The sequence below is a fragment of the Eikenella corrodens genome (genome assembly GCF_900187105.1).
GTDB classification, from domain to species: Bacteria; Pseudomonadota; Gammaproteobacteria; order Burkholderiales; family Neisseriaceae; genus Eikenella; species Eikenella corrodens.
Genome location: NZ_LT906482.1, coordinates 1,986,064 through 2,004,181 on the forward strand (window position 1 = coordinate 1,986,064; position 18,118 = coordinate 2,004,181).

Sequence of the window (18,118 nt, forward strand, 5' to 3'; positions counted from 1 at the left end):
CAGGTAGCCTCAAGCGATAGAGGCTACCTGAAAAGGATTATAGCAAATGCGGCTGGGTTTGCCGCCGTGCCTACATGCGGCTGAGTTCGCGCTGTAGGGCTTGGATGTTTTGCTGGCGGTCGAGCACGTCGCTTTGCAGGCTGCTGACGCGGGCTTGGTGAGCCTGGTAGGCTGCACCGTCGCCTTTGGGCATGGTGCGGCTTTCGGTGAGGGCTCTTTGTGCAGTGGCCAGGGCACGGCGTTCGTTGGCCAGCTCTTGCTCGAGAATCATGCGGCGGCCGCTGTTGGTGCGGCCGGAAGGGGCTGCTGCGGCCACGGGCTGCGGTGCGGGCGCACGATATACGGCGGCTTGCTGGCTGCCGGCGGCAGCGGCGCGCTGCGGAGCGGGTGCGGCGGCAACGGGCGCAGGCGTGGGGCGCGGCCGGGCGGCACTGTAGCGGCCGATAGTGGGCAGGTCGGCACGTTGGCAGCCGGGGCCGGGTTTGCTGCTGTAGCTGCCGTTACCGCAGGAATAAACGGGGCCGGCGGCTGCGCTGAGGCAGCTTAGGGCGAAAATGGTAAGTAGCGTAGTTTTCTGCATTTTATTTTCCCTTTTCTAACGATTGCTGGCTGGAAAATTCCTGTTCGACGGCTTGATACACGGCTTCAAGTTGTTCTTGCAGGGCGAGCCAGTCTTCTTCTATTTGTGCTAATTGTACTTTAATTTCAGCTGTTTTGGCTAAGTATTGGTGCAATTTGGCTTTATTGTGTTCCTTATATGCTTCTTCATCGGCGAGAAAGGCTTCGCATTCGGCTTGCTCTGTGCTGAGTTTGGCCATGAGCTGTTCGGCTTTCTCGATTTTCTGCTGAATGGGTTTGCCGCGCTGGGCGCGTTGCTGGCGAATTTGCGCGGCGAGGCGTTTTTCGTCTTTGCGGTTTTGGCCGGCGGCAGAAGGAGGCGGGGCGGCTTCTGGGTTGCTTTGGGCCAGGCGCAGGCGTCGGTAGTCGTTGAGGTCGCCTTCGAAAGTTTTCAGGTAGCCTTGGTCGATGAGCAGGAAGCTGTCGGTAGTGGCTTCGAGCAGGCTGCGGTCGTGAGAAACGACGATGAGCGCGCCTTGGAAACTTTGCAGGGCCACGGTGAGGGCGTGGCGCATATCGAGGTCGAGGTGGTTGGTGGGTTCGTCGAGCAGGAGCAGGTTGGGCTGCTGCCACACGATAACGGCCAGCGCGAGGCGGGCTTTTTCGCCGCCGGAAAAGCCGGTGATGGGCTGGATGGCCATGTCGCCGGCGAAGTCGAAGCCGCCGAGGAAGTTGCGGATGTCTTGCTCTTTGGCTTCGGGGCTGAGGCGCTGAATGTGCCAGAGCGGGCTTTGGTCGGCGCGCAGGGTGTCGAGCTGGTGCTGGGCGAAGTAGCCGATTTTGAGTTTGTCGGTACGGATGATTTGGCCGCTTTGGGGCTCAAGGCTACCTGAAAGGACTTTGATTAAGGTGGATTTGCCGCTGCCGTTTACGCCGAGCAGGCCGAGGCGGGCGCCGCTTTCGAGCGAGAGGGTGATTTGGTGCAGGACGGTGTGGCCGCCGTAGCCGAGATCGACTTGTTCGAGCTTGAGCAGGGGGTTGGGCAGGTGTTCGGGAGGGGGGAAGGAGAAGTTGAAGCTGCTGTCGAGGTGGGCAGGGGCGACGAGCTCGAGTTTGGCCAAGGCTTTAACTCGGCTTTGGGCTTGTTTGGCCTTGGTGGCTTTGGCTTTGAAGCGGTCGATAAAGGATTGGAGGTGCTGGATGTGCGCCTGCTGTTTGACATAGGCAGCCTGTTGGTTGGCAAGGCGCTGGGCGCGTTGCTGCTGGTAGAAGTCGTAGTTGCCGCTGTAGCTGTGCAGTTGGCGCTGAGCGAGCTCGATGGTGTGGTTGGTGGCGGCGTTGAGGAAGTCGCGGTCGTGGGAGATGATGATTTGGGTACAAGGCAGGGCGGCGAGGTGGCTTTCCAACCACAACACGGTTTCGAGGTCGAGGTGGTTGGTGGGTTCGTCGAGCAGGAGCAGGTCGGCGCGGCACATGAGGGCTTGGGCAAGGTTGAGGCGCATGCGCCAGCCGCCGGAAAAGGCTTTAACGGGGCGGCTGTGTTCAGATTGGCTAAACCCAAGCCCGTTTAATAGCTTGGCTGCGCGAGCAGGAGCGCTGTAGGCGTCGATTTCTTCAAGCTTGGCGTGGCATTCGGCAATGGCGTGCCCGTCGTTTTGCGCTTCGGCCTGCTTGAGGGCTACCTGAAAAGTTTGCAGCTCGGCATCGCCTTGCAACACGTAATCCAGTGCGCTGATTTCCAGAGCGGGGGTTTCTTGTGCCACGGCGGCGAGTTTCCAATGCGGGGGCAGGCGGATGTCGCCGGCATCGGCACCGATTTCGCCTTTAATCAGGGCAAACAGGCTGGATTTGCCGCTGCCGTTTTTGCCGATGAGGCCGACCCGGCGGCCGGGGGTGATGCGGGCGGAGGCTTGTTCGAGCAGGACTTTATTGCCGCGTTGCAGGGTGAGGCGGTTGATTTCTATCATATTGTTTGATATGTGGGAATCTGAATTTTTTAGATGAAGAGGCTACCTGAAAAATATTTTTCAGGTAGCCTTTGCTATGTGGGTCGGCTAACGGTGTAATTCCAACGCTAAAAACAGCTTGCTGTTGCCGCGCTGGATGAGTAGGGCGACGGTGCGGTCGGCATGGTTGAGGGCTTGGTTGAAGCTGTTTTCGTCGCTCACGGTGGTGCGGTTTACCATTAGGATGATGTCACCACGCCGCAGACCAGCCTGTTGGGCGGCACCTTCAACCTGCAAAACCAAGAGGCCTTGCCCTTGGCTGCGCAGTTGCAGGCCGGTAGGCTCGGAGGTGAAGCCGCTGCCGTTATCGGCATTGGTGCCGCTGCCGGATTGGTTGCCGGTATCGGCGTTGCCGGTGTTGCTAGAACCGAGGGTGACTTGTACTTCTTCGCGTTTGCCATTGCGCCAAATGCCGAGGGTGAGCTGGGTGCCGGGCGGCATCATGCCGACGAGCACGGGCAAGTCGCTGGAAGCTTTCACGTTTTCGCCGTTTACGCTTTGCACAATGTCGCCGGGTTGGAGGCCGGCTTTGTCGGCGGGTCCGCCAGGGGTTACCTGCGAAATCAGTGCGCCGTTGGCGGCTTGGAGGCCGAAGGATTTGGCTAAGTCGTAGCTTACTTCTTGAATCACCACGCCGATGCGGCCGCGCTCAACTTTGCCGTTGCGGCGCAGCTGGTCGGCTACATTCATGGCTACATCGATGGGGATGGCGAAGGAGATGCCCATAAAGCCGCCGGATTGGCTGTAGATTTGGGAGTTTACGCCCACCACTTGCCCGCGCAGGTTAAACAGCGGGCCGCCGGAATTGCCGGGGTTGATGGCCACGTCGGTTTGGATGAAAGGGGTATAGTTTTCATTTGGCAGGCTGCGGCCTTTGGCGGAAACGATGCCGGCGGTTACGCTGTTGTCGAAGCCGAAAGGTGCGCCGATGGCGGCTACCCATTCGCCTACGCGCAGGGTTTTGGGGTCGCCGATTTTGACGGTGGGCAGGCCTTGCGCGTCGATTTTTAAGAGGGCGATGTCGGTTTGGGTATCGGAGCCGACTAGGCGGGCGGTGTATTCGCGGCGGTTGTTGAGCACGACTTTGATGCTGTTCATGCCGCTGAGGACGTGGGTGTTGGTGAGGATGTAGCCGTCGGAGCTAATGAGGAAGCCGGAGCCGAAATTATATTCGTCGTCGCCGGGCTCGATTAAATCGGATTGGCTGGGCTGCAGGCGTTTGAAAAATTCCGAGAAGGGATCGTTTTCAGGCAGCTGGTCGATATCGTTTTCGCCACTAGCCAAGGTGGTGTTTTCATTGGTACGGCTGGCTTGAATATTAACCACGGCGCCGCCTTCCTGTTCGACCAGTTTGGTGAAATCGGGCAGCAGCATATCGGTACCGCCTGCGGGCGCGCTCACGGTGCGGACAAACTCAGAATTGCCGGCTGGGGCTTCTTCTTTGCCGCAGCCGCCTAAGAGCAGCAGGGCGAGCAGAAGGGGAAGGATGGAGCGGGTGGTATTTGGCATGGTGGCAATAATATTGTATCGGCAGGCAAGGGAAGCATTGTATAACTAAAGCATTTATTTAGCTATGCCGGGCTGGGTGGCTCTTGCTTTGGCGGGGTGTATTGGGAGTGTGTGGTTGTAGCAGGCTAAAAACTTGCTATATCAGGCTGTGATCTTGCTGAGATGTGTTTTCAGGTAGCCTTTGCCGAAGCAGACTGGGATATTTGAAAGCACAAAAAGACAGGCGATTACCTGTCTTTTTAATAAGCGGCTACTTAGGCCGGCTGGATATTAGAGGCTTGTTTGCCTTTCGGGCCGGTGGTTACTTCAAAAGAAACTTTCTGGCCTTCTTTCAGGGTCTTGAAGCCATTCATGTTGATGGCTGAGAAGTGGGCAAACAAATCTTCGCCGCCTTCATCGGGAGTGATGAAACCAAAACCTTTAGCATCGTTAAACCATTTAACAGTACCAGTTGCCATACAATACATCCTATCTAAAAAACAAAATATCGGAAAAAAGCAGGGTTGGCAAAGCAGGAAAACGACTGTGTTGGGTAAAACGGTTTGTTCAGCTGCCGAGCCGGAGCAATTTATCCGGCCTGCCGCGCTTGCGTGAGTAAGTTTCGCGCAGCTGGAATTAACAGTCAAGTAATGTTTGAATAATAACGTTAAAAATCGCAAAAAAAAGACAGAAATCTGAGCGTTTGCCCTTATTTTGTATTTCACCGTGTGGTTGAATATAATTTGCTGGCATCATCCTGCGGCTAGTTTGTGTAAAAAACGGCAACCAACAAATCAGGGTGATTTACAATTCAAAACTGATTCAGTTAAACCTGTTGGTTTCCTAATTGTAGCAAGAGTTTATTTTGCTGCTGGCTAAGGAGGAATGTCTTTGGCCAGTGGCAATATGTTGTGAAGAATTAAAGTTATGTCTGATACCGAACAGGCGCTCCGGCCAGAAGTGGTCCGGGAAAACGCGCCGCCGCCCAAGAGATACGGTGTATTTTTGCTGAATGATGATTACACACCGATGGATTTTGTAGTTGGTTTACTTACTGATATTTTCAGGCTAACTGAAAATCGGGCAGAGGCGGTGATGTTGCAAGTGCATCATGAAGGTAAAGGCTTGTGCGGTATTTACCAAAAAGATATTGCTGATACCAAACATCAGCAAGTGCAAAACCTTGCCCGGCAGGCCGGTCATCCGCTGCTGAGTATGGTTGAGGAGGTGTGAGCCATGTTGTCGAAAGAGCTGGAAAGCATTTTGCAGGTGATTTATGCCGATGCGCGTATGCAGCGTTATGAATTTATCGGCATCGAACACTTATTACTCTCGCTGGTGCAGGAGAGCGACGAGGTGCGGGCGGTGTTAAAAAGCTGCGGTGCAAACATTCCGGTTTTGGCCGAACAGCTGGCCATCAGTATTGAAGAAAATACACCGGTGCTGCCCGAGGATTCTCCAACTGGCAGCGAAACCCAGCCCACGCTCGGCTTCCAGCGCGTGATTCAGCGTGCGATTGTGCATGTGCAGTCGGCAGGCAAACGGCAGGTGCAGCCGGTGGACGTACTGGTGGCGATTATGTCGGAAAAAAACAGCCATGCTGTGTATTTCCTGGGCTTGCAGTCGATTGGCCGTAGCGAGATTCTCAACTATATCGCGCACGGCATCGTGCCGGATCGCGTAGTGGAAGCAGATAAAAGTGATGAAGTTGAACAGGAAGGTGGCGAAGAGGGCAAACCTATCCGTCATGCCTTAGCCAAATATACCGTTAACCTTAATATTGAAGCACGCGAAGGGCGTATCGATCCGCTGGTTGGCCGTACCATGGAGTTGGAACGTCTCATGCAAACCCTGTGCCGCCGCCGCAAAAACAACCCGCTTCTGGTGGGTGAGGCCGGTGTGGGCAAAACCGCGCTGGCCGAAGGCTTGGCTTATCGTTTGGAGCACGGCGATGTGCCCGAAGCACTGGCCGGCGCCACTGTGTTTGCATTGGATATGGGCTCGCTCCTGGCTGGCACCAAATACCGCGGCGACTTTGAAGCCCGCATCAAGGCCGTACTCAAAGAGCTGGCCAAAATCGAGCATTCCATCCTGTTTATCGACGAAATCCACACCATCATCGGCGCAGGCAGCACCACCGGCAGCACCATGGATGCCTCCAACCTGCTCAAACCCGCCCTCTCCAAAGGCTATCTGCGCTGTATCGGCGCCACCACCTATGACGAATACCGCACCATTTTCGCTAAGGACCACGCCTTAAGCCGACGCTTCCAGAAAATCGATGTGCCCGAGCCCAGCGTAGCCGAAACCGTGGAAATCCTTAAAGGCCTGCAACCTGCGCTTGAAGATTTCCATCAAATCCGCTTCTCTCAACACGCCCTGAGTGCTGCCGCCGAGCTTTCGGTACGCTACCTGAACGACCGCTTCCTACCCGATAAGGCCATCGATTTGATTGACGAAGCTGCCGCCGCCCAGCGCATCCTGCCTGGTGATAAACGGCGCAAAGTGATTGAGGCCGCACAGATTGAAGAAGTGGTGGCCAAAATTGCCCGCATTCCCGAGCAAACCGTATCCAAAGACGACAAAGAAGTGTTGCGCCATTTGGAGCGCAATCTAAAAAATATGGTGTTCGGCCAAGATGCTGCTATCGAAGCATTGGCTGCCGCCATTAAGATGTCCCGTTCCGGTCTGGGGTCGGCGGAAAAACCCATCGGCAGCTTCCTGTTTTCCGGACCCACCGGCGTGGGCAAAACCGAAGTCGCCCGCCAGCTTGCCTATATTTTGGGCGTGCCGTTGCAACGTTTCGATATGTCGGAATACATGGAACGCCACGCCGTGGCTCGTCTCATCGGTGCGCCGCCCGGCTACGTTGGCTTTGAGCAGAGCGGACTGCTCACCGAAGCGGTAAACAAGCAGCCCTTCTGCGTGCTGCTTTTGGACGAAATCGAAAAAGCCCACCCAGACGTGCACAATATCCTGTTGCAAATCATGGACTACGGCACGCTCACCGACAACAACGGCCGCAAAACCGATTTCCGCAACGCTATCGTAATCATGACCACCAACGCCGGTGCGGAAAGCCTCAGCCGTCCTGTGCTCGGCTTCACCCGCCAGCGCATGAGCGGCGACGAGGGCGAAGCGCTGAAAAAAGCCTTCACCCCCGAATTCCGCAACCGCCTGGATGCCGTGATTTCCTTTGCTCCGTTGGATACCGAAATCATCGCCAAGGTAACTGACAAATTCCTGCTTGCCCTGGAGCAGCAGCTGTTGGCGAAAAATGTGGAAGCCCATTTCACCACCGGTCTGCGCAGCTACTTGGCCGAGCAGGGCTTTGATCCGCAAATGGGCGCACGCCCCATGCAACGGCTGATTCAAGACAAAATCCGCCGCCTGCTCGCCGACGAGCTCCTGTTCGGCCGCCTAAGCAAAGGCGGTGAAGTAACCATCGGCTACGATACCAAATCCGACAAAGTTACCCTTGCTTTCTCTGCTGCTAAAGCCAAACGCGGCAAAGTGGCGGATGCCAACGGCTGATGTAGGTCGGATATGGTTTGCAGTGTAAGCGTGTTGTAGCTTTGCAGAAGTGCAGCTTCTTTATGAGGGCGAGGATGCAACTGTATTGAAGCTGATATTTTCAGGTAGCCTGAACTGAACTTAGGCTACCTGAAAATTGGTTCGTGAAAGCTGCCGCTTTGTGTTTTAGCTTCATTGAAGTTTCGCTTTAGCGAAACTCACTGCGTTCGTTTTCAGGTAGCCTGCTGGTATGCAGAGAAGTTGGTGCTGGTTGATATTTAAAGGCTAACTGAAGAGTGGTTCGCAGAAATTGCGCTATTGTGTTTCAGGTAGCCTTTTCTTCTATCCTAATCCCACACAGTCATCCCGCATAAAAATTGTCTGTAAGCAGTTTTCCCACTCCTTTGGGGGGCTTGCCAAACCCCCGTCTTTCGGGCAAAGTTCGTCATTTTCTTGGCCACCCTTTATCTCGTTTGGCAAACCATTCATTATGTCTGAACCCATTCTCTCGCGGCTGGATACCCTGCTCAAAGTTGAAACGCCAGAAGCCATTGATATTTATCTGCGTCCGGCTTCGGTGTTTGCCCGTTCGCGCGCTTGGTTTGTTGATTTCATTCTCCGTGGCATTTGGCTGATGCTCTCCACTATGTTGTTTGCATTTATCTTCTCTGGTGCGAATGGCGGTGATGACGGCAATATCGCTAAAGGCCTGTTCTTCTTTATGCTGTTTGTTAATATTTTCTTCACGCTGTGGTTGTATTTCGTGGTGTTTGAAGTGTGCTGGAACGGCCAGACGCCGGGCAAGAAAATCTTCGGCTTGCGTGTGATTAACGACAACGGCACGCATATTTCCTGGTCGGCTTCGTTACTGCGCAACCTGCTGCGCGTATTCGACAGCCTGCCGTTTTTCTATGGTATCGGCATGATTTGCGGCCTGTGCAATCCCTACGGCCGCCGCTTGGGCGACATCATGGCGTCCACTGTGGTGGTATATGTGGATAAAACGCGCGGGCAGGCCGAGCGTATGGATTTGGGCAATATTGAAGCGATTACTCCGCCCGTGGCGCTCACGCGTGAGGAGCAGCAGGCAATTTTGAGCTTTGTCGAGCGCCGCCGCCATTTGAGTGCGGCGCGTACCGGCGAGTTGGCACAAATGATGGTGGAGGCGATTTTCGGCCGTCAGGAAGACGAACGCAGCGCCGAGCAGCTGATCTTGGGTTTGGCCAAATATTATGCGGGTGAACAGCGGAAGGAGGCGGCGTGAGGCAACTGTTTTTTGAAGAACAGCATCAGGCGTTCTGGCGTACGTTCGAGCAGGATTTGCAGCAGCTGGAAAAACGGCGCGGCAGCCTGAGTGCGCAGAAAACCGCTTTGTTTATGCAGAACTACCGCACAGTGTGCCACCATTTGGCGGTGGCCACCGACCGCTGCTATTCCGGCGGCCTTACCGATTATTTGCAATATCTGTGCGAACGCGCGCACCAGCTTTTGTATGTGGGGCAGCAGGTATCGCTGTGGGTGCGCTGCCGCGATTTCGTGATGCAGGGCTTCCCGCAGCTGGTGCGGCGTGAGAAAAAACTGGTGTGGCTGGCGCATGCGCTGTTTTACCTGCCGTTTATCGTGGCTTTCCTGCTCGCGGCGTTTTATCCCGACAGCGTGGACAAAATCGAAGGCTTACAGCATGGTCCGCAATTGGCGGATAGCTATAAAGAGATGCTGGATCAGTATAGTGAGGGTACCAATCGCGAGGCGTGGCAAAACTTTTTGATGGCCGGCTATTATATTTTCAACAATATAGGTATCGCGTTTCAAAGTTTTGCCAGCGGCATTCTGTTTGGTTTGGGCACGGTGTATCTCACAGTGATGAATGGTTGGGTAATCGGCGGGGCAATGGGCTATATGACCCGCGATCCGGCCGGGCCGGCCTTTTTCTCGTTTGTAGGTGCGCACGGCGCATTTGAGCTTACCGGTATTGTGATGGCGGCAGCAGGCGGCCTGCGGTTGGGTTTGGCGCTGCTCAACCCACTGGGTTTGTCGCGGCGCGATGCCTTGCGCATTCAGGGTAAACAGGCAGTTGGGCTGATGAATGGCGGTTTCCTGATGCTGTTTATTGCCGCGTTTATTGAAGGCTTTTGGTCGCCGATTACCAGTATTCCGATGATTTTGAAATATATTGTTTCCATAGCGATGTGGCTTCTGGTGTATGCCTATCTGCTGTATGCGGGCAGGAGGGCGGCATGAATATTTGGGAAACCCGCCTGAATTTCCGCCCACGCAGCGGCTGGGAGGCTTTGGATTTGGGTGCGCGCCTGTTTCAGGAGCGGCCGGCGCTGTATATGGCGGTGTGGGCCACCCTGTCGCTGCCGGTGTATGCGTTGGTGCTGGCTTTGTGCTGGCAGCAGCCTGAATGGGGTGGTTTTTTGGTGTGGTGGCTTAAGCCGTTGTTTGAAGCACCGGTGCTGTGGCTGATGTCGCAGCAGGTATTCGAGCCGCTGCCGCCATACCGGCAATGCGTGCGCACGGCATTTAGGCAGATGTGGCGACCGCGCTTGATTGGTGATTTAACCTGGCGGCGGTTCAGTCTGCGCCGCAGCCTGGTGCTGCCGGTTACGCTCTTGGAAGGATTGAGTGGCAAGGCGCATCAGCGCCGCTGCAACGAATTGTCGCGCCAAAGCGGCGGTGCGGCCAGCTGGCTGGCGTTTTTCGGCATCCATCTGGAAAGTATCTTGGCTTTTGGTCTGCTTGCGATGCTGTTTTGGCTGTGGACGGGCGATCCGGCGCAAAACATTGTGGCCGGCCCGTTCGGCGGGACGCGTTCCACCGATGCTTTGCAGCAGATTGAGGCTTTGGTGTCTTCCGGAGAAGGTTTGATTTTCCAGCATTTGCTCAATGGCATTTATGTGCTGCTGCTGTGTTTCTGGGGGCCGATTTATGTGGCCTGCGGTTTCACGCTTTATCTGAATGCCCGCACCAAGGCCGAAGGCTGGGACATCCGACTGGCTGCCCGCAAAATCCAAGACCGCCTGTTGGGCAGTAGCAGCGCGTTGTGGGCATTGGCTTTAGCCGTGTTTATCGGCTTCAGTTTTTCAGGTAGCCTGCATGCCGAACCGCTGCCCCAGCGTGAAAAGGTAGAGCAAATCCGTGATAACACTCTGCGTAAGGCGCCGTTTCAAAGCATTAAAACAAAAACCGAATACTGCTGGTTCAAATGCGATAAAGACGACGATGCTTCATCACGCCAGCTGCCGGAGCTGCCTGATGTGAAACCCCCATCGCCAGTTTGGTTTAACGCCATGATGTATGCCTTAATCGGCCTGCTGCTAGCCTTGGTGTTATGGATTTTATACCGTTGGTATCAAGCCAACGGCGGCTTCGGCTTGAGCCAGGGCGAAGAAGTGCCGGAAACCTTGTTCGGCATGAAAATTACGCCCGAAAGCCTGCCCAACGACGTGGCTTCCGCCGTGCTGGCCGAATACGAACGCGACCCGCGTGCCGCCATGAGCCTGCTCTACCGCGCCAGCCTCTCGCAAATCAGCCGCCGATACGGTCTGCCGCTGCGCAGCAGCGACACCGAAGGCCAAGTGCTCAAGCGCGTGCGCCAGCGCCAGCCGCAGCTTTTGGACTACTGGCAGCCGCTTACCGACAACTGGGTAGAGCTGGCTTATGCCCACCGTTTGCCAGAGCGCGAAGCGGTGCACAGCCTGTGCCGCCAATACCGCCAAGTGTTTGCCGGCGGGGAACAGGAATTTTCAGGTAGCCTGCGTGCCGCCGGGGAGGGTAGGGCATGAAAAACCGCCGTTCTATCCTAATCGGCTTGATTGCCATATTGCTTATCGGTGGCTTGATCGCCGTTGCCGGCCTGTCCAAGCAGGAAAGCAAAACCTGGCAGTCGCTCGATCCGCAGCAGGAAATGCGCGAAGGCTCGCTCTACGCTCTGAAAACCCTGCTCACTCGATATGGTGTGAAAAATATCCAGCACGAGCACAGTCTGTTTGGTTTAAACGAGCTCAACTCATACGACAGTAATCGACTGTTGATCGTGGCCGACAACCGCATGCGGGATAAGGAAGATGCCGAACGCCTGCTGGAATGGGTAGGGCGCGGCAATCATCTGGTGATGGCGCTCCCCAGTTATGCTGATGACAATCCGTTAAAAGCAGACGGCAAGCCGGATAATAGTGAAGATAAAGACACACTAAACTTCCGCCAAACCATGCTGCGCCACCTGCAAATCGGCACCGTGGAGCTGGAAGAAACCGACAGCAAAACCCTGCCCAATCTGCCTGCCTGCGTGAAAGCTGCCGAGCAGCGCCGCGAAGCCGCCCGCCAAATTGGCGATGAAGTTGCTTTGCAGATTGATCCGCACTGCAATGCTGGCTTGAGTAGCATCCAATTGCCCGAGGGTGTCGCGATCCAAACCTTCACCGGCTCCGGATACAGCTCTAATAGCGGCTGGGTGGTGCAAGATAGCAAACTGGTGCTGTTCCAAGGCAAAACTGGCTACGGCGCCGTGCAAACCATCCGCGTGCGCTATGGTGACGGCAGCGTATTGCTCACCTGGAACGAAGACTGGCTGGGCAATCCAAGCCGCCCTGATTTTAATCGCAATCATCTTGCCCTCTACGATCACCCCTATCTCGCCGTTTATCTGGCACAGGAAAAAGACAGCATCTTATTGGCCGACAAAGTTTATCCGTCTGATTACAGCAGCTCCGAGCCGATGATATGGAAAATGCTCAAAAGCCAGCCCATACTGTTTGCCGTCGTGCTGGCCGCCGCCGCCGTATTGCTGTGGCGCATCATCGTGCGCGTGGGCGTGGTGCAGCAACTGCCGCCCGCGCCGGAACGCTACCTGAACCAGCACCTGCTCGCACAAGGCCAGTTCCTTACCCGCCACCTGAGCCGCCGTGCCATCCTCAGCGATATGCAGCGCCGACTGCTCGAAGGCCTACAACAGCGCCACCCGGCCTGGAAGCAGATGAGCAGCCGCAAACAGCTGGAGTTTTTGTGTGCCCAAACCAAGCTGCCGCCCTCCGTGGTCGAGCCTTGGATTACACCCTTGCCGGAAAAGGTCAATTTGGTGCAGTGGCTGCAAATGCTTGCCGCCCACCAGCGCATCGTGCGTAAGATAAACCGCTCGTGGTATTGAACGGCAGAGGCTACCTGAAAATATAAATGGCATGTTTCAGGTAGTCCGACCCAACCTATTTTTCAGGTAGCCTCAACCGAACCACAGGCTACCTGAAACCCAAACCTCCGATTAACCAACGAAATAAACAACGCAAAAGGATGATTCGATGACGGACATCAATTTTTCCCAGCCCCACCAAGCCAGCACCAACCCCGCCATCCAGCAGGGTGCGCGCGCCATTCAAATGCTGCGCGCGCGGCTGAACGAAGTGCTCATCGGCCAACAGCAGGTAGTGGACGAAGTGCTCACCGTATTCCTGGCCGGCGGCCATGTGCTGCTCGAAGGCGTGCCGGGCACCGGTAAAACCCTGCTCGTGCGCTCGCTGGCGCAAACCTTTGCCGGCGAATTCCGCCGCATCCAATTTACCCCTGATTTGATGCCATCTGACGTTACCGGCCACTACCGCTACGATGCGCAAAACAGCCGTTTCGAGCTGCGCCAAGGCCCGGTGTTCACCCACTTGTTGCTCGCCGACGAAATCAACCGCGCCCCGGCCAAAACCCAATCCGCCCTACTCGAAGTGATGCAGGAGCGCAGCGTCACGCTCGACGGCCACACCCATCATCTGCCCAGCCCCTTCATGGTATTGGCCACGCAAAACCCGATCGAGCAGGAAGGCACCTATCCGCTGCCCGAAGCCCAGCTCGACCGTTTTATGTTTAAAGTGATGATCGGCTACCCGGCTCCTGCCGACGAAGCACGCATGCTGAATGCCGTTATCAACAGCAGCAATAACGACCTGCTCAGCAGCAGCCAGCCTTCACACGTGTTCCAGCCGCAGCAAATCGAGCAGCTGAAAAAACTGGTGGCGCAGGTGGGCGTTGATCCGCAGATTATCGACTACACCGTGCGCCTGGTGGCGGCTACCCGCGACTGGCCTGCCTTATCCGTGGGCGCAGGGCCGCGTGCCGGCATCGCCCTCATCAGCTGTGCCCGCGCTTATGCCTTGTTGGCCGGCCGCGATTTCGTTACCCCCGACGACATCAAAGCCATCTGGCTGCCTGCTATGCGCCACCGTGTGCGCCTCTCCACCCAAATGGAAATGGAAGGCATCCAAGTGGAGCAGGTGTTGAACGAACTGGCCGCCTCCGTGCCCGCCCCGCGCTTGTAAGGCCTGCCCATGAGACCGTCCAGACTGCTGGTGCTGCTATTTGCCGCCATCGTTGCCGTGTGCACTGCCGGCTGGCTGGCAGGCTACCTGAACGCAGATAATGGCCGCATCGTCCAATATACTGCCGGCGGCCTTGCCATCCTGCTCGTTTTGGCTGCGCTGGTTGATGCCTTCTGGCAGCGCCGCCAGCCTGAGCCAAACTGGGAGCGCAGCCTGCCGCACCAGTTTATCCAAGGCCGGCCGCACGAAGTGGAACTCACGCTCACCCCGCCGGCCAAAGGCCGCTGGCGGCAGCCGCAAACCATCCTGGTGGCCGACCTGTTCCCGCCCGATTGGGACACCGACACCCCGCACCTGATTATCGACACGCGGCCCGGCCGCCTTTCCACCATCCGCTACCGGCTTACCCCGCGCCGGCGCGGTCGTGCCGAATTTGCCGGCATCGAATACTGGCTCGCCAGCCCGCTCGGCTTGTGGCAGCGGCGGCATCGGCAGGAGCTGCCCGGTAAAGTGGACGTGCTGCCTGATTTCAGCCGCATCCTCGGTGCCGATTTAATCGGCCTGCAGCGCTGGCTCAACCTCGTGGGCGTGAAAAAACTGCCACGCCTAGGCCTCGGCCAGGATTTCCACCAACTGCGCGACTACCAAGACGGCGACGACATTCGTAATATCGACTGGAAAGCCACCTCCCGCATGAGCCGCCCCATCGTGCGCACCTATCAAGACGAGCAAGACCAACAGCTCATCTTCCTGCTCGACTGCGGCCGCAATATGCGCCTGCAAATGGAAGGCAAAAGCCATTTCGACCATGCCCTGCAGGCCATGCTGCTGCTTTCCTACACCGCGCTCAAGCACGGCGATGCCGCCGGCCTGCTCACCTTCGCCCATCCCGTGGCCCGCTTCGTGCCGCCGCACAAGGGCATGGAGCAGCTCGGCCGCCTGGTGCAGGGCGTATTCGATATCGAGCCCTCGCAGCAGGCTGCCGATTTTGAAAGCGCCGTGAACTTATTGCTGCAAAAACAGAAACGCCGCGCCCTCGTGGTGGTGCTCTCCCACTTGAACCACGAAGACAGCCGCCATCTGCTGCAACACATCCAGCGCCTGCGCAAGCACCACATGGTTTTATTCGGCGGCCTGCGCCCGCTCGCCCCCGAAGAAGTGCGCCAACAGCCCGTGCGCAACGAAGCAGACGCCCAAGCCTACCTCGGCGCTTTGCAATACGAAAGCCACGTGGCCGAAGCCATCCGCCACTTTGATGCCGCCCGCATCAACGCCATCAATGTTTTGCCCAACCAACTGAGCACCGAGCTCATCAACCGCTACCTCCAGCTCAAACGTCGTCAAGCGTGGTAGGGCAGGCTACCTGAAAGTATTTCCTGTTCTTGCTGAGGGCTGGCAATGGGCGGTAAACCGTAAACCAATATTTGTATCTGCTGTAAGTTTTCAGGTAGCCTCAAATGCTAAAGAGGCTACCTGAAAATTTTAGGTAGCCCTGTCTTTAACTTCAAACACTCAAACTTATAGCTGAAACAATCATTTTCTTACAGGAGGCTGGTCTTAGGTAGTGCGGAAGGGCTGTAAGGCGAGCCAATGCCGTATGAAACGAAATTGTTTCAGTCAGTGGTGCATCCAAACCCCCAAGCCATGAGCACATAAACTTTCAGGTAGCCTTTTCGATTTATGGCCAAAGAAAAACACAGCCGGTTGTGGTAACGGGCTGTGTTTGTTTCTCGAAAGATTAGTACAGTTTCGGCGGCAGCTGTTGGCTGCGCAGGCGTTTCTGCAAACGTTTTACTGCAGCGGCTTTTTTGCGTTTGCGCTCAGTAGTCGGTTTTTCGTAGGCTTCACGGGCACGCAGCTCGGTGAGCAGACCGGTTTTTTCGATAGAGCGCTTGAAACGGCGCATGGCTACTTCAAACGGTTCGTTTTCTTTTACGCGAATAGAAGGCATTTTATCATCCTTAAAATATTTTATTTGTTGCCGGGCAATGGTGCCCGAGAAAATGGTTTGATTTATCACTTTTGCACTGGCTGGTGCGGGCTGGATAAGAGCCGTGGTGGAAAAATCACCTCCTAATCGGGACGGCTGCACCGATTGAGCGGTGCGCCAAAATATTAGGCAGCAGAAAGGGCTGCATATAAAGGCGAGAATTATCGCGGCTACGGTCGGATTTGTCAAGCAGGGCAAGGCGGTAGCGGCGTATGAGGGAATAAGTGTTTCGCGATAAAGCCCATGCTTGGTTTAAATCGGCAGCATGGGCTTTCAGGTAGCCTTTGCCTGCTTACTCCGGGCTAAGCCACACGGTGCTGACCATGCGGCCGGTTTGGCCGTCGCGGCGGTAGGAGAAAAAGCGGTCGCGCTCGAGCACGGTGCAATGCTGGCCGCCGTAGATTTGGCTAACGCCGGCACGGCGCAGGGTTTGGGTGGCGAGCAGATAAATGTTTGCCAGGTATTTGCCGCTGCCGATGGGCTCGAAGGCGGCTTCGGCGGCGGGGTCGGCCTGGGTGAAGGCAGCCAAAACGTCTCCGCCCACTTCAAAAGCGTCGGGGCCAATGGCAGGGCCGAGCCAGGCGAGGAGGTCGGCAGGGTCTGCTTGCATAGCGGCGATGGTGTTTTCCAGCACGCCACCAGCTAGGCCGCGCCAGCCGGCGTGGGCGGCGGCCACGACGCTGCCGGCGCGGTCGCAGAGGAGTACGGGCAGACAGTCGGCAGTCATGACGGCGCAGGCGGCACGGCGGCTGCGGTCGAAAGCGGCATCGGCTTCCGGCGGAGTGCCAAGGTAGTCGGCAGCGTGCACTACACGGTTGCCGTGCACTTGGCGCAGATAGACCAGCGGCAGGGGAACATACGCCTGCACGCGGCGGCGGTTTTCGGCCACGGCGGCAAGGTCGTCGCCCACGTGGTCGCCCACGTTCAAGCTGGCGAAACGGCCTTGACTGACGCCGCCTTGGCGGGTGGTAATCAAAGTGTGGACATTGCTGGGCGCGGGCCAATCGGCGTGCAGGAGGCTACCTGAACTTTCAGGTAGCCCTAGGCTGGCGGCAAAGCTGTTGGCGGGGAATTGGCCGTTCATGCAGTTTCATCCGGGCGCAGTTGTGGGCAGACGGCGAGGATGGCGCTGAGGATGGCTTCACCCAGGCGCAGGGAGCGTTGGCCGTTCCAGCCGAAGTCGTCGTCGGGCAGGTTGATGTTGTCTTTGAAGGGCATTTCGAGGGTGTAGGAGAGACAGCCGAAAGTTTCGCCCACGTAGGATTTGGCAATGGCGAGGTTGGCTTGGCCGGGGGCGGTTTTGGGGTAGCCGTGTTCGTCTTGAAAATCGGGGCTGGCCTGGCGCAGGGCTGTTTTGAAGGCGGCTTCGAGCGCGGCGAGACGGGCATCATAGGAAGGGTTGCCTTCGCAGCCGGCGGCGAATACGTAGGGCAGGGCTTCTTCGCCGTGGATGTCGAGGAATAAATCTACACCGGTTTCGTGCATTTTTTGGCGCACGGCATACACTTCGGGGCTGCGCTCGGGGCTGGGGTTTTGCCATTCGCGGTTGAGGTCGGCGCCGGCGGCGTTGGTACGCTGGTTGCCCAGGGCGGCGCCGTCGGGGTTCATATTGGGCACGATATAGAAGGTGGCGCAGTCGAGCAGGGCGCGGGCGGTGGGGTCTTGGTGGTCGAGCAGGCGGGAGAGCAGGCCTTCGGCAAACCATTCGGCCATGCTTTCGCCGGGGTGCTGGCGGGCGATGATCCAGATTTTTAGGTCGCTGGCGGCTTGGTGGCCGATGGTGAGCAGGTTGATGTCGCGGCCTTGCGCGGTGCTGCCGAGGTCGTCGATTTGGCACAGGCCGCTGCCTTGTGCGTCGCCGAGGAGGTTGAGGTGCTGCTCGTGGGAGTAGGGCTCGAAATAGGCGTAATACACGCTGCCGGCCAGCGGGGTGTGTTCGATGATGAGCACGCCGTCTTCATAATGAGTGGGCACGCGGAACCAGTTGCTGCGGTCGTAGGAGGCGGTGGCCTGATAATCTTCCCAGCCTTCGGGGTAGCTGGATTGGCCGGCGTTTTCGATGCGGATACGGCAAGGTTGGTAGGCCGCTCCCTGCAGGCGGAAATAAAACCACTGGCTGAAGGAGGCGGCATTGTCGCCGCGCAGGGCGAGGCGGATGTTTTGGCTGTCGGCGCTGTCGATTACGCTGATGGCGCCGGCATCGAAGTTGCTGCTGATTTTAGGCATAGCAGGTCTCGCTACTTGAGGAGGGGAAGCGGGGA

General features: G+C 56.9%; 15 protein-coding genes. 8 read left to right on the plus strand and 7 right to left on the minus strand.

What is annotated here, in order from left to right; genetic code table 11:
* Window positions 1-70: 70 nt before the first annotated feature.
* The 4 genes from CKV94_RS10020 to CKV94_RS10035 form a co-directional block, all read right to left on the minus strand.
* Window positions 71-580, minus strand: coding sequence for a hypothetical protein (locus CKV94_RS10020; protein ID WP_064103482.1), 510 nt, complete (start codon window positions 578-580; stop codon window positions 71-73).
* 1 nt (window position 581) lies between these two features.
* Entirely contained in the window at window positions 582-2,525 is a 1,944-nt protein-coding gene (locus CKV94_RS10025) for an ATP-binding cassette domain-containing protein (RefSeq protein WP_003822545.1), read from the minus strand.
* A gap of 87 nt (window positions 2,526-2,612) precedes the next feature.
* Window positions 2,613-4,073: a DegQ family serine endoprotease gene (locus CKV94_RS10030; protein ID WP_003822546.1), complete on the minus strand. Its 1,461-nt coding sequence runs from the start codon at window positions 4,071-4,073 to the stop codon at window positions 2,613-2,615.
* A 254-nt stretch (window positions 4,074-4,327) separates the two neighbouring features.
* The gene (locus CKV94_RS10035; protein WP_003822547.1) at window positions 4,328-4,531 is read right to left on the minus strand and encodes a cold-shock protein; all 204 of its coding nucleotides are present in this window, start codon (window positions 4,529-4,531) and stop codon (window positions 4,328-4,330) included.
* A 448-nt stretch (window positions 4,532-4,979) separates the two neighbouring features.
* Between CKV94_RS10035 and clpS the strand changes: the two genes are divergently transcribed.
* The 8 genes from clpS (at window position 4,980) to CKV94_RS10075 (ending at window position 15,220) form a co-directional block, all read left to right on the plus strand.
* Entirely contained in the window at window positions 4,980-5,285 is a 306-nt protein-coding gene (clpS, locus tag CKV94_RS10040) for an ATP-dependent Clp protease adapter ClpS (protein WP_003822551.1), read from the plus strand.
* A 3-nt stretch (window positions 5,286-5,288) separates the two neighbouring features.
* The gene (gene clpA / locus CKV94_RS10045) at window positions 5,289-7,586 is read left to right on the plus strand and encodes an ATP-dependent Clp protease ATP-binding subunit ClpA (protein ID WP_003822552.1); all 2,298 of its coding nucleotides are present in this window, start codon (window positions 5,289-5,291) and stop codon (window positions 7,584-7,586) included.
* Window positions 7,587-8,055: 469 nt separating this feature from the next.
* A complete protein-coding gene (locus tag CKV94_RS10050; RefSeq protein ID WP_003822553.1) occupies window positions 8,056-8,829 on the plus strand; it encodes an RDD family protein in 774 nt (257 codons plus the stop codon).
* Entirely contained in the window at window positions 8,826-9,806 is a 981-nt protein-coding gene (locus tag CKV94_RS10055; RefSeq protein ID WP_003822554.1) for a stage II sporulation protein M, read from the plus strand. Before CKV94_RS10050 ends, CKV94_RS10055 begins: the two co-directional genes overlap by 4 nt.
* Window positions 9,803-11,353 (plus strand): DUF4129 domain-containing protein, encoded by a 1,551-nt coding sequence (locus tag CKV94_RS10060; protein WP_003822555.1) that lies wholly within the window; start codon window positions 9,803-9,805, stop codon window positions 11,351-11,353. Before CKV94_RS10055 ends, CKV94_RS10060 begins: the two co-directional genes overlap by 4 nt.
* The gene (locus tag CKV94_RS10065; protein ID WP_003822557.1) at window positions 11,350-12,714 is read left to right on the plus strand and encodes a DUF4350 domain-containing protein; all 1,365 of its coding nucleotides are present in this window, start codon (window positions 11,350-11,352) and stop codon (window positions 12,712-12,714) included. Before CKV94_RS10060 ends, CKV94_RS10065 begins: the two co-directional genes overlap by 4 nt.
* Window positions 12,715-12,862: 148 nt before the next feature.
* Window positions 12,863-13,867 carry an AAA family ATPase gene (locus CKV94_RS10070; RefSeq protein ID WP_003822559.1) on the plus strand — a complete coding sequence of 335 codons (1,005 nt, stop codon included), beginning with the start codon at window positions 12,863-12,865 and terminating at the stop codon, window positions 13,865-13,867.
* Between the two features lie 9 nt (window positions 13,868-13,876).
* Window positions 13,877-15,220, plus strand: coding sequence for a DUF58 domain-containing protein (locus tag CKV94_RS10075; RefSeq protein WP_003822560.1), 1,344 nt, complete (start codon window positions 13,877-13,879; stop codon window positions 15,218-15,220).
* Between the two features lie 385 nt (window positions 15,221-15,605).
* Here the strand turns inward: CKV94_RS10075 and rpsU are convergent, their stop codons facing one another.
* From rpsU to CKV94_RS10090, 3 genes are all read right to left on the minus strand, one after another.
* Window positions 15,606-15,818, minus strand: a complete 213-nt coding sequence (gene rpsU / locus CKV94_RS10080; protein ID WP_023886457.1) for a 30S ribosomal protein S21 — start codon at window positions 15,816-15,818, stop codon at window positions 15,606-15,608.
* A gap of 331 nt (window positions 15,819-16,149) precedes the next feature.
* Window positions 16,150-16,941 carry a peptidoglycan editing factor PgeF gene (gene pgeF / locus CKV94_RS10085; protein ID WP_035580037.1) on the minus strand — a complete coding sequence of 264 codons (792 nt, stop codon included), beginning with the start codon at window positions 16,939-16,941 and terminating at the stop codon, window positions 16,150-16,152.
* Window positions 16,938-18,083 carry a M14 family metallopeptidase gene (locus tag CKV94_RS10090; RefSeq protein ID WP_035580040.1) on the minus strand — a complete coding sequence of 382 codons (1,146 nt, stop codon included), beginning with the start codon at window positions 18,081-18,083 and terminating at the stop codon, window positions 16,938-16,940. The genes pgeF and CKV94_RS10090 overlap by 4 nt, the downstream gene beginning before the upstream one ends.
* Window positions 18,084-18,118 lie beyond the last annotated feature (35 nt).